Annotated in this window: 19 protein-coding genes and 1 pseudogene; 5 read left to right on the forward strand and 15 right to left on the reverse strand. The window is 62.6% G+C overall.

Annotated features, from left to right (window positions below; translation table 11 throughout):
* Nucleotides 1-5: 5 nt before the first annotated feature.
* The 3 genes from tolR to ybgC all read right to left on the reverse strand — a co-directional run bounded on the left by tolR (nt 6) and on the right by ybgC (nt 1,934).
* Entirely contained in the window at nt 6-458 is a 453-nt protein-coding gene (tolR, locus tag NKH06_RS15370; RefSeq protein ID WP_352750569.1) for a protein TolR, read from the reverse strand.
* 10 nt (nt 459-468) lie between these two features.
* Nucleotides 469-1,179 (reverse strand): protein TolQ, encoded by a 711-nt coding sequence (tolQ, locus tag NKH06_RS15375; RefSeq protein WP_013529145.1) that lies wholly within the window; start codon nt 1,177-1,179, stop codon nt 469-471.
* A gap of 272 nt (nt 1,180-1,451) precedes the next feature.
* Nucleotides 1,452-1,934: a tol-pal system-associated acyl-CoA thioesterase gene (ybgC, locus tag NKH06_RS15380; protein WP_352772936.1), complete on the reverse strand. Its 483-nt coding sequence runs from the start codon at nt 1,932-1,934 to the stop codon at nt 1,452-1,454.
* A gap of 57 nt (nt 1,935-1,991) precedes the next feature.
* Between ybgC and NKH06_RS15385 the strand changes: the two genes are divergently transcribed.
* On the forward strand, nt 1,992-3,242 hold the full coding sequence (locus NKH06_RS15385) for a glycoside hydrolase family 5 protein (protein WP_352893365.1): 1,251 nt from the start codon (nt 1,992-1,994) through the stop codon (nt 3,240-3,242).
* A gap of 102 nt (nt 3,243-3,344) precedes the next feature.
* Here NKH06_RS15385 and ruvB read toward each other — a convergent pair whose 3' ends face one another.
* From ruvB to NKH06_RS15430, 9 genes are all read right to left on the reverse strand, one after another.
* On the reverse strand, nt 3,345-4,382 hold the full coding sequence (gene ruvB / locus NKH06_RS15390) for a Holliday junction branch migration DNA helicase RuvB (RefSeq protein WP_023811851.1): 1,038 nt from the start codon (nt 4,380-4,382) through the stop codon (nt 3,345-3,347).
* Entirely contained in the window at nt 4,379-4,783 is a 405-nt protein-coding gene (locus tag NKH06_RS15395) for a type II toxin-antitoxin system VapC family toxin (protein ID WP_127296186.1), read from the reverse strand. Before NKH06_RS15395 ends, ruvB begins: the two co-directional genes overlap by 4 nt.
* Nucleotides 4,780-5,064, reverse strand: coding sequence for an AbrB/MazE/SpoVT family DNA-binding domain-containing protein (locus NKH06_RS15400; protein WP_023811849.1), 285 nt, complete (start codon nt 5,062-5,064; stop codon nt 4,780-4,782). Before NKH06_RS15400 ends, NKH06_RS15395 begins: the two co-directional genes overlap by 4 nt.
* Before the next feature lie 68 nt (nt 5,065-5,132).
* On the reverse strand, nt 5,133-5,753 hold the full coding sequence (gene ruvA / locus NKH06_RS15405; protein ID WP_023811848.1) for a Holliday junction branch migration protein RuvA: 621 nt from the start codon (nt 5,751-5,753) through the stop codon (nt 5,133-5,135).
* Nucleotides 5,754-5,780: 27 nt separating this feature from the next.
* The gene (locus NKH06_RS15410) at nt 5,781-6,200 is read right to left on the reverse strand and encodes a type II toxin-antitoxin system VapC family toxin (protein WP_352893366.1); all 420 of its coding nucleotides are present in this window, start codon (nt 6,198-6,200) and stop codon (nt 5,781-5,783) included.
* Nucleotides 6,178-6,447 (reverse strand): AbrB/MazE/SpoVT family DNA-binding domain-containing protein, encoded by a 270-nt coding sequence (locus tag NKH06_RS15415; protein ID WP_023811846.1) that lies wholly within the window; start codon nt 6,445-6,447, stop codon nt 6,178-6,180. The genes NKH06_RS15410 and NKH06_RS15415 overlap by 23 nt, the downstream gene beginning before the upstream one ends.
* A 56-nt stretch (nt 6,448-6,503) precedes the next feature.
* Nucleotides 6,504-7,013 (reverse strand): crossover junction endodeoxyribonuclease RuvC, encoded by a 510-nt coding sequence (gene ruvC / locus NKH06_RS15420; protein ID WP_127296188.1) that lies wholly within the window; start codon nt 7,011-7,013, stop codon nt 6,504-6,506.
* 76 nt (nt 7,014-7,089) lie between these two features.
* Nucleotides 7,090-7,623 carry a protease adaptor protein RcdA gene (gene rcdA / locus NKH06_RS15425; RefSeq protein ID WP_352554252.1) on the reverse strand — a complete coding sequence of 178 codons (534 nt, stop codon included), beginning with the start codon at nt 7,621-7,623 and terminating at the stop codon, nt 7,090-7,092.
* A gap of 448 nt (nt 7,624-8,071) precedes the next feature.
* Complete coding sequence (locus NKH06_RS15430) at nt 8,072-8,452, reverse strand: hypothetical protein (RefSeq protein WP_023811843.1); 381 nt, start codon at nt 8,450-8,452, stop codon at nt 8,072-8,074.
* 332 nt (nt 8,453-8,784) lie between these two features.
* Between NKH06_RS15430 and NKH06_RS15435 the strand changes: the two genes are divergently transcribed.
* Nucleotides 8,785-9,336, forward strand: a complete 552-nt coding sequence (locus tag NKH06_RS15435; RefSeq protein WP_352793024.1) for a DUF2269 family protein — start codon at nt 8,785-8,787, stop codon at nt 9,334-9,336.
* 34 nt (nt 9,337-9,370) lie between these two features.
* On the opposite strand, the gene NKH06_RS15440 is transcribed toward NKH06_RS15435, so the two are convergent.
* The 3 genes and pseudogenes from NKH06_RS15440 to NKH06_RS15450 all read right to left on the reverse strand — a co-directional run bounded on the left by NKH06_RS15440 (nt 9,371) and on the right by NKH06_RS15450 (nt 11,529).
* Nucleotides 9,371-10,141 (reverse strand): sulfite exporter TauE/SafE family protein, encoded by a 771-nt coding sequence (locus NKH06_RS15440; RefSeq protein WP_127296191.1) that lies wholly within the window; start codon nt 10,139-10,141, stop codon nt 9,371-9,373.
* A gap of 118 nt (nt 10,142-10,259) precedes the next feature.
* Nucleotides 10,260-10,987: pseudogene (locus tag NKH06_RS15445) on the reverse strand (class I SAM-dependent methyltransferase).
* Between the two features lie 62 nt (nt 10,988-11,049).
* Nucleotides 11,050-11,529 (reverse strand): Lrp/AsnC family transcriptional regulator, encoded by a 480-nt coding sequence (locus tag NKH06_RS15450; protein ID WP_127296193.1) that lies wholly within the window; start codon nt 11,527-11,529, stop codon nt 11,050-11,052.
* Between the two features lie 134 nt (nt 11,530-11,663).
* On the opposite strand from NKH06_RS15450, the gene NKH06_RS15455 reads away from it, so the two are divergent.
* The 3 genes from NKH06_RS15455 (at nt 11,664) to NKH06_RS15465 (ending at nt 14,393) form a co-directional block, all read left to right on the forward strand.
* A complete protein-coding gene (locus NKH06_RS15455) occupies nt 11,664-12,569 on the forward strand; it encodes a DMT family transporter (protein ID WP_352772956.1) in 906 nt (301 codons plus the stop codon).
* Nucleotides 12,570-12,703: 134 nt separating this feature from the next.
* A complete protein-coding gene (locus tag NKH06_RS15460) occupies nt 12,704-13,351 on the forward strand; it encodes a thiamine phosphate synthase (protein WP_352893367.1) in 648 nt (215 codons plus the stop codon).
* A 1-nt stretch (nt 13,352) separates the two neighbouring features.
* Nucleotides 13,353-14,393, forward strand: a complete 1,041-nt coding sequence (locus NKH06_RS15465) for a tetratricopeptide repeat protein (protein ID WP_352893369.1) — start codon at nt 13,353-13,355, stop codon at nt 14,391-14,393.
* The last annotated feature ends 49 nt before the right edge of the window (nt 14,394-14,442 follow it).

Consider the following 14,442-nt stretch of genomic DNA (forward strand, 5'->3'; position numbering starts at 1 on the left):
TCTGTCTACTGATCCTGTTCCTGCAATGAAATCAGGCCCATATTCTTGTAGCCAGCGGCCTGGATGAGGGCCATCACCTTCATCGCGGTGCCGTAGTTGGTTAACTTGTCGCCGCGGATGAAGATGCGCTCGTCATAGCCGGTCTTGGAAATCGCCTGCAGCTTGGCCACCAACTCTTCCTGCGGGATTTCGGTCTCCTGCAGGAAAATCTTGCCCGTGGCGTCGATCGTAACCATGATTGGCTGGGTATCGGCATTCATCGCCTTGGCCTGCGTCTCCGGCAGGTCGACCGGCACGCCGACCGTCAGCATTGGTGCGGCGACCATGAAGATGATCAGCAGCACCAGCATCACGTCGACCATCGGCGTGACGTTGATCTCGGACATCAGTGCATGGTGACGGCCGCGCCGCCTGTGGCCGCGCCCGCCGCGTCCTCCCATGCCCATGGACATACCCATCTGCTACTCCTCAGGCCTTGGGGGCCACTTTTTCATCGATTTGGCGCGAGAGTATGGCGGAGAACTCGTCGGAGAACCCTTCCATGCGCACGGCTATCTTGCTCGCGTCGGACGACAGCTTGTTGTAGGCGATGACGGCGGGAATGGCCGCGAGCAGGCCGATGGCCGTCGCCAGCAGCGCTTCGGCGATGCCCGGCGCAACCACGGCGAGACTGGTGTTCTTGGAGCCGGCGATCGCCTGGAACGACGTCATGATGCCGATGACGGTGCCGAACAGCCCGATGAAGGGTGCCGCCGAGCCGGTGGTGGCAAGGAAACCGAGGCGCCCTTCCAGCTTTTCCATCTCGCGGGTCAGCGCCAGGTCCATCGCCTTGTCGATGCGGGTCTGCAGGCCAAGCGGCGACTTGGCGCCCTTCTCGAAACTCTTCTTCCACTCGCGCATGGCGGCGACGAAAATGGCGCCCATGCCGGTGGTCTTGCGGTCGGCGAGCGTGCGGTAAAGCTCCTCCAGCGACTGCCCCGACCAGAACACCTGCTCGAACCGGTTGAGCGCCAGCCGCATGCGGGCATAGGAAACCAGCTTGTCGACGATGATCGCCCAGGTCCAGACCGAGGCGCAGAGCAGGCCGATCATGACCAGCTTGACCACCCAACTTGCCGAAACGAACAGCGACCAAACCGACAATTGCGCGCCCGGGTCGGCGAGTGCGATATTTTCCATCGTTACGTCCTTAAGATTTTCCGGGCGAAGCTGGCGGCTGGCCCCTGGCATCCCTTGTGGTCGGTTCGCACGAAGCTACCGGAACAACCCCAAACTGTGCCGTTATCGGCCTTTTCGGGGCAAATATTGGTGAAAGGAAGGCGTTCGATAACGCCAATCTTCACCAATCTCTTCATGAACCGTTATGGTTAAGGATGGGTTAGTATATAAGGCGCGGCGCATTGCCACGCCCAGTGGCAAGGCACATGCATTCGCCGTCGCTCACAATGAGGCTAGTCAGCCGTCGGCAAGGCCCTGGGCATGAATGCCACCACCCATTCCTTGGGAAAACGCCTTGGGCGGCCATTCTCACCGATGATCGCCGCCTCGACCTTGGCCTCGACCAGCACCTCGTCGCTGCGCTTGAGCTGCTGCGCCATGAAGATGCGCGCGCCGGAAATCTCCTCGGTGCGGGTGTCGACCGTCAGGATGTCATCGATGCGGGCGGGGCCGCGAAAGTCGATCTCCATGCGGCGCACCACCCAGACTATTCTTTCGCCATGCTTGCCGTCGGCAAGCTCTGTGTGGTGCACGCCGGTCAGCCTGAGATAGTCGGAGCGACCGCGTTCGAAGAATTCGAGATAGCGCGCATGGTAGACGACGCCGGAGAAATCGGTGTCGGCATAATAGACCCGCGCCATCAGCCGGTGGCCGAACGCGGTCAGAGCGCCCGAAATGCCGGCCAGCAGCGTCGCCGATTCACCATGATCGCCCATTGCGCTTCCTTTTTCAGCCCCGGCGAGGCACCAGTTTCCCGCGGAACATAACATCGGATGGCACTGTTGACGGCGATGATCAAGAGTTTGACGGCGGCGCTGTTCGTGCTGATGGCTTTGGCGCTGCCTGGCCAGACCGCGACATTCTCGATGAAGCGCGGCCTCAACCTCGACCAATGGGTCACATGGCCCGGCGAAGACCAGTGGGGCGATGCCACGGCCATCCTGCCCTACCCGGAATGGCGGAAATTCCTTGGGGAGAACGACCTCAAGGCACTGAAGGACGCCGGCTTCGATTTCCTGCGCATGCCGGTCGATCCATCGCCCTTTCTGTCCGACCAGACCGTGACCTTGCGTGACGATCTCTATGCCAGCGTGCTGGACTCGGTGCGCATGATCAACCGCGCCGGGCTGAAGGTGGTCGTCGACATGCACCTGATCCCGGCCGGCGGCAGCCGCAAGATCGGCATGGCGCAAGTGATGGACGACCCGCGGACCTTCGACACCTATGTCGAGATGGTCCGCAAGATGGCCCGCACGCTGGCCAGCGAAGATCCCGCCCAGGTCGCCTTCGAGCCGATGAATGAACCGATCGTCGACTGCGACAGCGATGGCACCACCCTGTGGCCGGACCGCCAGCGTAAACTGTTCGCCGCAGCGCGATCGTCGGCGACGAAACTGACCCTGGTGCTGACCGGCGCCTGCTATTCCGCCGCGAGCTCACTGGAGAAGATCGACCCGAAGACGATCCCGGACGACAACGTCATCTGGACCTTCCATTCCTACGATCCGTTCCTGCTCACCCATCAGGGCGCAACCTGGGCCGGCGACTTCATCCCCTATGTGACTGGCCTGCCCTATCCGCTGAGCGCGGTGCCCAAGGCACAGCTCGACGTGACGCTCGACACCATCCGCGCCAGGATCAAGGCCGAGGCGCCATGGACGCGGCAGAGCGGCCTGCTTGCCTATCTCGACGAACAGGTCGCCAGCATGGACAGCCCCGACAAACTGCTCGGCTTGATGGATGCGCCGTTCAAAAAGGTCGAGGGATGGGCGAAGGCCAACCGCGTCAAGCCGGAAGACATCACGCTGGGCGAGTTCGGCATGATCCGCCAGGAATATGGCAATTCCTATGTGATGCCCGCCGAGTACCGGGCCGCCTATGTCGGGGACATGATCGGGCGTGCCGAAGCACATGGCTTCTCATGGTCGGTGTGGAGCTATGGCGGTGCCTTCGGCATCGTCGACGCCTTCAACGGCGACAAGGCCGAGCCGGATGTAATGGACGTGATCCGCGGGCTGCGTTGATCGCTCAGCCAAGATCGATCGAGAAGATTCCGGGCGCATTCAAAAAACGTACCGACGCAATGCTGAGCCAGGCGCGAGACGACGGGACGGCGCGCTGGAAAATTACTCTTCCTGGAACAGGTTGATCTGCTGCTGCGCCAGATCCTTCGGCGCGTCGAGGCCGAGATGGCGCCAGGCATTGGCCGTCAGCATGCGGCCGCGCGGCGTGCGCTGGATGAAGCCCTGCTGGATCAGATAGGGCTCGATGATGTCCTCAATGGCGTCGCGCGGCTCTGACAGGCCGGCGGCGATCGTCTCGATGCCGACCGGCCCGCCGCCGAAATTGCGCGCGATCATGCTGAGATACCGCCGGTCGAGCGCGTCGAGGCCGAGCGCATCGACCTCCAGCCGAGTGAGCGCCTCGTCGGCGATCTTGCGGTCGACATGGCCGTCGCCGGCCACCGAGGCGAAATCGCGCACACGGCGTAAGAGCCGGCCGGCGATGCGTGGCGTTCCGCGGGCGCGCCGCGCGATTTCCAGCGCACCGTCATCGCCGAGCGGCATCTGCAGGATGCGAGCACCGCGCCGCACGATCTGCTCCAACTCCTCGACCGTGTAGAAATTGAGCCGCACCGGAATGCCGAAACGGTCGCGCAGCGGGTTGGTCAGCAGGCCGAGCCGCGTGGTGGCGGCGACCAGGGTGAAGCGGGCGAGGTCGATCTTGACCGAGCGTGCGGCCGGTCCCTCGCCGATGATCAGGTCGAGCTGGAAATCCTCCATCGCCGGATAGAGTATCTCCTCCACCGCCGGGCTCAGCCGATGGATCTCGTCGATGAACAGCACATCGCCTTCCTCGAGATTGGTCAGCAGCGCGGCAAGATCGCCGGCCTTGGCGATGACCGGGCCGGAGGTCGAGCGGAAATTGACGCCGAGCTCACGCGCCATGATCTGCGCAAGCGTCGTCTTGCCGAGGCCCGGCGGCCCGACGAACAGCACATGGTCGAGCGCCTCGTTGCGGCCCTTGGCGGCCTCGATGAACACTTTGAGATTGGCCCGCACCGCCGCCTGGCCGACGAAATCGTCAAGCGTCTGCGGCCGCAAGGTCTGCTCGGCATCCTCGCCGCGTTTTTCCGGCGCAATCAGGCGGGGCGACAGGCTCATGCGAGCAGTTCCATACTGGCAATGGACTTGGCGGCCCGCTGATCGAACGTGACTGTATGCGAGCAACCCAGATTTCGATTGTGCTCGGCGATCAGCGCATCGGCAAAATCTACCTGCGGCAAATTTGATCTTTCGAGCGCAATCACGATGGCATCGAAATCTTCGAACAACAGTGTCTTGACCTTCAACAGTCTCTGGATTGCCGCCTGCATCTGCTCTTTCGGTAGTCTGTAGCGCGAAATCAACGACCAGCTGAATTCCACCAGCACGATCAAGCTGACGAAGCCGGGAGCATCGTCGCTGAGGCCTTCGCCGAATGCGAGGGCTTTCGCCCGTTGCTCTGCATCGTCGTTCAGCACCATTCGAAGCAGAACGTTCGTATCAATGCCGATCGACGTCACTCGTCGCCCTCTCGTCCGCCTTGCGATCCGTCTCCGACAACATGCCTACCAACTGCATCCCGCACCGCGAGGTCGATTTCCTCCAGTGACGCCGGACCGCCGGGCGGATCGCCCAGAAATCCGGCGAGGTCCGCAAAGTCGAGATTGCGCGGTGTTCCAATCAGGTAGCCATCCATGACCGTCCAGGCGATCATGTCACCCGTTTTGAGTGACAGCGCATCCCGGACATCTTTTGGAATTGTAAGCTGACCCTTCGAGGTCAGACTGGCGTAAGCACCCATTTTCTTACTTTCTAAGAAATTTCCTACCAATCATATGATAGTTGGAATTTTCTTTTCCAACAACCATATCACTGCGCCAGTTCCTTCAGCCCGAAGCGGATCAGCTTCGGCGCATCGGCATCCTCGCCCGCCGTCTTCAGCGCCGCCGCCACAGCATTGGCGGCGGTGTCGCGCGAATAGCCAAGATTGACCAGCGCCGAGACCGCGTCGGTTATCGGCGCGGATGCCACGCCGTCGCCGAGCTCTTGTTTCAGGCCGATGGTGCCCGAGGCGGTGCCGGCATAGGCCGGCGCCTTGTTCTTCAATTCGGTGACGATGCGCTCGGCCACTTTCTTGCCGACGCCGGGCGCGCGCGAAACCATGGCGATGTCGCGCAACGCAATGGCGTTGGCGAGATCCGCCGGCGCCAACGTCGACAGGATGGCCAGCGCCACCTTGGCGCCGACGCCCGGCACATTGTTCATCAGCAACCGGAACCACTCGCGCTCGAGCTGCGACTGGAAGCCGTAGAGGCGCAGCATGTCCTCGCGCACATAGGTCTCGATGAACAGCACCACCGCTTCGCCGGGCGAAGGCAGCGCGGCCAGCGTGCGCGCCGAGCAATAGGCGACATAGCCGACGCCATGGATATCGACGAGACAATGGTCCTCGTCGACCTCGTCGAGCGTACCCTTGAGCTTGCCGATCATGCCAGACCTTTCATGGAAGATGGGCTCTCATGGGTGCGTCTCTGGAGAGATGATGTCGAGCTCCGGGAAGTAACTGCGGTAACGCGCGGCGTCGCGGGTCAAAAGACGATGTCCAGCGACGGTCGCGTGAGCGCCGATAAAGAAATCGGGCAAGGTTCTTTCCCTGTTGCCCCCGGCCCGGCGATAGCGGGAATGCGTGGCGCCCGCAAGGAATGCCGCGTCCCAAGGTACAAGTTCGCGATCCATCTCAAGCATGTCGACTGCTTTTCGAAGCGCCGTTTCCGTCGCTATCAGTGGCGCGAGTTCGGACCAAATGATGGTGTTGACCACCAAGGCTCCATCACGGCGGCAGGAAGCAATCGCCGACGCCGACCATCCTTTCAGCGGTCCGGCTGGACCCCAAACGTCGATCAGGACATTTGTGTCAATCAACGTCGAGATCTTCACGCGGCCCCCTCAACCACTCCATGTACTGATCGGTGGTCATGCCTCCCAGATCCAACGTCCCCTCCATCCGGTCGAGGACATCGCTGAACCTGCGCAATTTGTCTTCCTGGGAGAGGTTCTCGTTGACGGCAACCAGCCGAACGCCCTCGTCGGTGGCCACGAACTCCACCTCGGAGCCCGGGGCGATGCCCAGACGGTCCCTTATCGGCTTGGGGATTGTAACTTGCCCCTTGGTGGTCACGCGCATGGTAATACCTCTGCGGTATTACTTATCCCTGCAACGTGAACAAGTCAAGAACATAGCTAGCCGGCCAGCGCCATCCTGTAGGCCACGCTTTGCCGATGATGCGCGTGGCAGATGGCGATGGCCAGCGCGTCGGCGGCATGTTCGGTATCGAAGACGGCTTTTGGCAACAGCACCTTCACCATCATGTGGATCTGCTTCTTGTCGCCATGACCGACGCCGATCACCGCCTTCTTGACGGCGTTGGGCGCATATTCGGCAACGACGAGACCCGCACGCGCCGGCACCAGCATGGCGATGCCACGTGCCTGGCCGAGCTTCAGCGTCGCCACGGCGTCCTTGTTGACGAAGGTCTGTTCGACCGCCGCCTCGTGCGGCATCGCGCTGTGCAGGATATCCGCCAGCCCGTCATGCAGCTGGCACAGCCGCGTTGCCAGCGCCGCCTTGTCGTCGGACTTCACAGTGCCTGAAGCAATAAAGCGCAGCGAATTGCCGAGGCTTTCGACGATGCCCCAGCCGGTGCGCCGAAGCCCCGGATCGATACCGATGATGCGAATCGCTTCCGCCATTTGCCGACTTTACCTCCGGCCCACAGCGATGCCAGCGAAATGTGAACAAACCGGAAACAGAAAGACAGACCGAGGTCTAACCCCGAGCGAAAGCCGTGTTGAGCAGGCTGATCTGGTCGGAAACCGGATTGAGGCGGCGAGCCATCGGTTGCATGTCGATCAAGGCGCCCGAGCCATAGATCTCGTCGTCCATGCGGCGCACCAGTGCTTGCAGGCGCAGCGAGCGGGTGACGAGGTCGAGGAAATCCTCGGGCAGCTCGGCCCAGCCGGTGGCTTCGTCATGGGCGGAAGCGGTGTCGAGGCGCACCTTGGACTTTTCCGACGCGACCTGGTCGCGGGTCATCTCGCCGGAATTGGCGGCGCGCTGCAAAAGCAGCCAGGACGCAACCTGCATCAGCCTGGTGGTCAGCCGCATCGATTCGGCCGCATAGAGCGTGGCGCCCAGCCGCGACAGTTTCTTTGCCTCGGCCCGGCCCTTGCCGTCGAGATATTCGGCGGCCTGTTCGACCAGGCCCATGCCTTCCTGGTAAAGCGGCTTGAAGGATTGCGAGAAAACCCGGCGCTCCGCCAGCTTGACGGTTTTCGCACTGCCCTTCGAAGGCTCGTTCATTGATACGCCCCTGCACTTGCAACCGGCCGATTCGGCTCCCTGCCGATACACCCGGAACCCTATCTGACTGAAGCTTGAAAATGCGCTTCGTCACCGGTGAAGGCAAGCACATGTTTAACAGAAGGTTAACGGCGAGCCGCCATTGGGCGGCCCCCGCCGAGATGCGGACAAAAAGGGAAATGAAGACAAAAAAAGAGCCGCGGATAAGGCGGCTCTCAGGAGTTTAACAGGGAGGCGTCAAACAAAGTGGCTCCAACCACTCGGTAAGAATCCAGATCACTGGATGAACATAGTAAACACCTGTAAAGCTTAATGAAGCCTTAACGGCGCGGATGTTTTTTGACCGAACGCCGCCATACTGTGCCGTAACAGTACAGCATCTCAGGCGTCAGGCTAGCTCAGGCTGTCCTCCAGATCGCCCGCACAGCCTCACCTCCTTAGGTCCAGCTCAGGCCGTCCTCCAGACGGCCGGCAGCGCGATGAAGGCGAACAGCAGCATGGCTGCGTAGAAGCCCATCGAGGAGGCCGCCACCAGCGGTTCAATCGCGGCATTGCCGGCAAGCAGGAAATAGAGGCCGATCAGCAGGCCGATACCGCTGATTGCGGTCAGCCAGAAATGAACGGTAGCGAGCGTCTTCTGCCCGATTGCCGGAAACAAATGGTAGAAGAAGGCGAAGACCGCCGACATCAGCCATCCGGCCACCATCGTGTGGGCGTGGGTCGGCATCTGTCCGTGATCCTGGCTGATCGCCATGTACAGGCCGAGCGCCATGCCGCACAGCGAATAGATGATGGCCAGCGTGAAGAAATTCCGTGCTATCCCTTGCATAATGGTCCCCCGAATTGCCTTTTCCCGTTTGCGGGAATGGGTTGATCGTCAGGCGATTGTTGTCGCCACCGGGCTCCCGGCATTGGCGCACTAGCATCGGCAACGTATCCGGACGATGTCGCGCCAACCCCTCCCGACATCCGTATATTAGCAGAAAATCAGATAGTGCATTCACAATCTCGGCGACTTCGTAAGTTGAGGGCAGGCTGAAACAGAGCCGAATTTTTCGCGACATCGTACCGAAACAGGCACCACGCAAAACGCCCGCTCCTCTGACGGCCGGCGCAAATCAGCGCTGCCGCAAACCTGACCGGACACTGCAGGAGCAACCCATGGACTGGTACTCGATCGTCAAATTCCTCCACGTCACTACCGCCATTCTGTGGGTCGGTGGCGGCTTCGTGCTGTTCCTGCTGGGCATGCTTGCCGAGCGGGCGGGCAACATAGAGGAAAAACTGCAGGCAATGCGCGCCAGCGGTCAGCTGGGCGGCAGGTTCTTTGCGCCGATGTCGATGCTGACGCTGATTTTCGGCCTCATCATGTGCTGGTTCTGGGTCGGCTTCTCCGACCTGTGGATCCTGATCGGCCTGGCCGGCTACGCCACGACCTTTTCGATCGGCATGTTCATCTTCAAGCCGACCGGCGAGCGCATGGGCGAGATGATCGCCAAGGAGGGCGTCACGCCAGCCGTTCTTGCCATCGGCCAGCGCATGATGAGCGCGGCACGCTTCGACTATGCGGTGATGCTGGTGATCATTGCCGACATGGTGTTCAAACCGACCGTGCATGACATCGGCATCCTCGCCGGCATGGTGCTGGTCGTCGTGGCGGGTGCCACGCTGGCGTTTGGCGGTAACCGTCGCCTGGTCCCGAGCGCTGCCTGACCCCCTGATGACGGGCGGCGGCGCAGCCGCCTTTCTACATAAGACCTGCGATGCCATCCCACAGCAGCTTCAGCGCCACGACCGCGACGGTTGCGTAGGTGAAGGGATAGAAGGTTTCCGGCCGCATCCGGCGCACCAGCCAGGCCCCGGCAATGGTCGACAGCGGCGCGAGCGGCATCAGCACCGCCGATGCCGTCAGATTGGCGGTGTCGAACTGGCCGAGCGCGAAATAAGGCACAAGCTTCAGCGCATTGGTGGCGGCAAAGAAGATCGCGGCGGTGCCCGACAGAACCTTCGGATCGAGCCGGATCGGCAAGGCATAGACCTGGAAGGGCGGCCCGCCGACATGGGCGACGAAGCTGGTGAAACCCGCGACCGTGCCCCAGACGGCGGCGGCCACACGGTTGGGCGCGGCTGCGTGGTCGGCGCCGTGGCGGAACTGCAGATAGAGCCAGCGCAGGACAAAGATGATGGCGACGGCGCCGACGATCAGCCGCACCGCCTCTTCGGTGACCAGTGCCGCCGTCAGCCAGCCAAGGCCGATGCCGATGACGGCGCCCGGCATCATGTCGACCAGCATCTTTCTGTTATAAACGCCCCACCATGTCCATACCGAGACGATATCCATCAGGCACAGGATCGGCAGCAGGATGGCCGCCGCCTGCACCGGCGGCATGGTCAGCGCCATCAGCGGCACGCCGACGAAGCCGACGGCGCCGCCAAAGCCGCCCTTGGACAGGCCGACCAGAATGACCGCCGGAATGGCGGCCGCATAGAACCACGGGTCGAGAAGCAGGCCTGACATGGGAGGGGGACTGGTCCGGAGGGATAGCGTGTCGACGCTTGAATAGCCCAGAATGCCGGGCGGAGCGACAGCAAATATGAGCGTGGCGGCCGCACACTCGGCCGACGCCGGCCAGTGCCTAGCGCCGGGCCGAGACCAGCAGGAACATCGGCCGCTCGAGCTCTTCCGCCAGTTCCGGCTTGGCTGCGATTTGCGCATCGGTCGGCCGGAATTCCTCGACATGGCCGATGGTGAAGCCGGACCGGATCAGTGCGTTGATGGTGGCGCCGATCGTGCGGTGATGTTTCACGACACCCTTGGCCAGCCAGTCGGTGCTGCGCGGTCCTTCCACTAGATACTGGTCGACAGGCCACGTCTTGCGGCCTTCGGCATTGATCACCCAGCCAGGTTTGGTCGGCGCCATGAAGATCGGATGTTCCGTCGAAAAAACGAAATGCCCGCCAGGCGCCAGGGCCTGATGCACGGTCCCGAACAGATGCGACCCATCCTCGACATAGTGCAAGGCGAGCGAGCTGTAGACGAGATCGAAGCTGGCTTCCGGCAGGCTGAGCCGATCGAGATCGGCCGTCTCATAGTCTATGCCCGCATCCGGGCCGGCGGCCCTTGCCCGGGCAAGCATCTTCTCCGACAGATCCAGGCCAAGCACCTGCGCCGCCCCATGCTCGCGGGCCCAGCGGCAGAACCAGCCGAAGCCGCAGCCGAGATCGACGACCCTCAAGCCGCCGACATCGGGCAGCATGGCGCGCAGTGCCGGCCACTCGGCGGCACCCTCCAGCCTTCGACCGAACGGCCGAGCTGGCTGTAGCCTGCGAAGAAATCCTCACGGTCGTATATGTTCTGCGCCATGGTTCCGGCCTCGTTTGGGCCGGCACACTAACCAACCGGCCACCGGCTTTCCACCAACTCGATCAGGATGCCTGCAAGACCTTTGCCCTGTCGCGCGGTGAAGCTGCATCGAGCGGCGGTGGACGCCGCCGGATCGGCTGCGCCTTGATGATGGCGGTGCTTGTCTCGGCCTTGTCTGCGATACGGTCGAGAATCCCGTCGAGATCGCCGATCGAACGCACGAACAGCCGGGCGACGAAACAGTCATCGCCCGTCACCTTGTCGCATTCGCCGAATTCGGGGATGTCCTCGATCAGCTTCTGGACGATGTGCAGCTTGCCCGGCAAAGGCCGGATGCGCACGATCGCCTGCAAGGTATAGCCGAGCGCCAGCGGATCGATCTCGACGGTGAATGCGCGGATGACGCCGCGCTCCTCGAGCCGTCGCAGCCGCTCCGAAACGCTTGGCGACGACAGTCCGACCTGGGCGGCCAGCTCCTTCAGCGAGGTTCGCGCATCCTTGACCAGGATTTCAAGGAGATTTCGGTCGAGATCGTCCAGCATCTTTTTTCTTTCCCCGATAATTTGGAGTTTCTCCTAATATAATTAGGCAAACAGGCCATACACCCTTTCCAATCAGATGGAAAGCTTCGCGGCAGCATGAGATTATTGCGGCTCAACCGATACGGAGGTTTGTTGTGAACGAGACAGTACGCGGCACGGTCGAAATGTCCGCCGCAATGGCCATCCTGGGAACGATCGGATGGTTCGTCGTCCTGTCCGGCCAGCCGATCATGGATGTGGTGTTCTGGCGTTGCGCTTTCGGCGCGATGACGCTGCTCATCATCTGCGCCGGGCTGGGATTGCTGCGCAACAAGCTGTCGCTGCGCATCATCGGCATCGCCGCGCTCGGCGGTGTCGCAATCGTCGTCAACTGGCTGCTGCTGTTCAGCGCATTCTCGCGCGCGTCGATCTCGATCGCCACCGCTGTCTACAACACGCAGCCCTTCATGCTGGTCGGCTTCGGTGCGCTTTTCTTCGCCGAACGGCTGACCCTGACCAAGCTGACCTGGCTGGCCATCGCCTTCGCCGGCATGGTGCTGATCGTGCAGTCGGCCCCCGACGCCGGTGATGTTGGCACGGACTATTTTACCGGCATCGTCATGGCATTGGGCGCGGCTTTCTTTTGGGCCGTTGCCGCCATCGTCACCAAGAAGCTCAAGGGCACGCCACCGCACCTGATTGCGCTGATCCAGGTCTGCGTCGGCGTCGTCATGCTGGCGCCTTTCGCCAATCTTGCAGAGCTTCCAGCCGATGCCTGGAGCTGGACCATGCTGGCGACGCTCGGCATCGTCCATACCGGCCTGATGTACATACTGATGTACGGCGCCATCCAGAAGCTGCCGACGCATCTGCAGGGATCGCTGTCCTTCATCTATCCCGTCGTCGCCATACTGGTCGATGTCGTCGCCTTCGGCCATCGGCTGCATCTGAGTCAGGTCGTCGGCGCCACCGCCATCCTGATCGCCGCCGCCGGCATGAATCTCGGCTGGACGCTGTGGAAGGGCAAACCGCCCGTGGCGAGCCCGCACCCGATCAAATGAAGCGCCCCGCCGGCTGCCCGGCGGGTCAAACATCGCGATCCCGGCTGCCCGCCTGTTCAAAGCGGGCACTTTGCTCTATGCCGCAATCCAACCATCTTCGCCCGGCATAGGCGAGACGCGGGACCCGAAGAACCATGAATGAAGCAACGCCCCCCAATCGCTGTCGCATCGTGCTGATCGCGCCGTCCGACGTGCCGGCTGCCCGTATTGTCGCGGCATTCGATGGCGGCGATGTCGCTTCGCTGATCCTGCCCGAGAACGGCATGGATGAAGCCTCCTTCCAGGCTTTCGCCGAACAGATCGTGCCGGCGGCGCAAGCCGCCGGCGTTGCTGTCATCATCGCCGGCGACACCCGCATAGCCGGCCGCGTCCAGGCCGACGGCATCCATGTCGAGGTCTCCAAGGCCGAGCTCGCCGAGACGATCGAGCATTTCCAGGCAAAGATGATGGTCGGCACCGGCGGCGCCAAGACGCGTGACGACGCGCTCGAGCTTGGCGAGACACGGCCCGATTACATCTTCTTCGGCCGCTTCGGTTACGACAACAAGCCCGAACCACACCCGCGCAACCTGTCGCTCGGCGCATGGTGGGCGGACATGATCCAGATCCCGTGCATCGTCATGGCTGGATCCGACATCGCCTCGGTCGAAGCCGTGGGCGCCACAGGTGCCGAATTCGTGGCACTGTCGAGCGCCGTGTTTGCCGACGGCACCGATCCCAAGACAGCGGTCGCCAGCGCCAACGCGCTGCTCGACGAGACCGCGCCGCGCTTCGAGGACTGACGTGCCCTCGGCGAGGCTTCCCCTCCAGGCTCTGCTTGCGGTGCTGATGGTCCAGGCTGCCGCCGCGGAGACCATCCCCCTGCCGCAGCCCAAGCCGGAAATCGGCATCCACACCGACAAGCCGATCGACAAGCCATTGCCGCAGCCCGCCACCACGGCAGAACCGGCGCCGCTGCCGTCGGCCGACACGGTCAATCCCGACCGCTTCGGCGCAAAACCCGCCGACGCGGCCTATGGCGCCTTCCAGCGCGGTCTCTACAAGACAGCTTACAATTTGGCATTGGTCCGGGCGCAAAACGGCGATCCGGCGGCGCAGACCTTGGTGGCCGAGATCCTGTCGCGGGGGCTCGGTGTACCGGTCAATTCGGCGCAGGCGGCGAAATGGTACGCGCTGGCCGCCGAACAGGGTGTGCCGGAATCGCAGTTCCAGTATGCGCTGATGCTGCTCGACGGCCGCTATGTCAAAAAGGATGGAAAAGAAGCCTATGCCCTGATGCAGGCCGCCGCCGAAGCCGGCAACCGGCTGGCGCAATTCAATTTCGCGCAGATGCTGGTCCAGCAGGACCCCGGCGATGCCGGCATGGCCAAGGCGGTCTCCTACTATGAGCGCGCCGCCGCGACCGGCCTCGCGGACGCGCAATATGCGATGTCGCAGATCTACGCCAATGGCGTCGGCGGCAAGCCACGCGACGACGCCCAGGCAAGGCGCCTGCTGGCGCAGGCAGCCAGGCAGAACTACGACACCGCGCAGATCGATCTCGCCGCCTGGATGATCGAAGGCCGCGGCGGTGCGCGCGACCTGAAATCCGCCTTCGGCTGGATGAAGCAGGCGGCGGAAGGCGGCAATGTCGCCGCCCAGAACCGCCTGGCCAAGCTCTATATGCAAGGCATCGGCACCGATCCGGACCTTGTGCTTGCCGGCGCCTGGTACGTCGTCGCCCGTCGTGCCGGCCTCATCGACCCACAGATGGACGACTTCCTGCAGGGGCTGGACGACGACCAGACCAAGCAGGCGCTGCAGAAGGCCAACCGGCTGCCTTGACGGCGGTTCTCGCGGTCAACGCAAGTGTGACCTCGGCTCCCTGGCCTGG

Origin of the sequence: Mesorhizobium sp. M1342 (assembly GCF_040317955.1) — a bacterium.
In the GTDB taxonomy this organism is placed as follows: Bacteria; Pseudomonadota; Alphaproteobacteria; order Rhizobiales; family Rhizobiaceae; genus Mesorhizobium.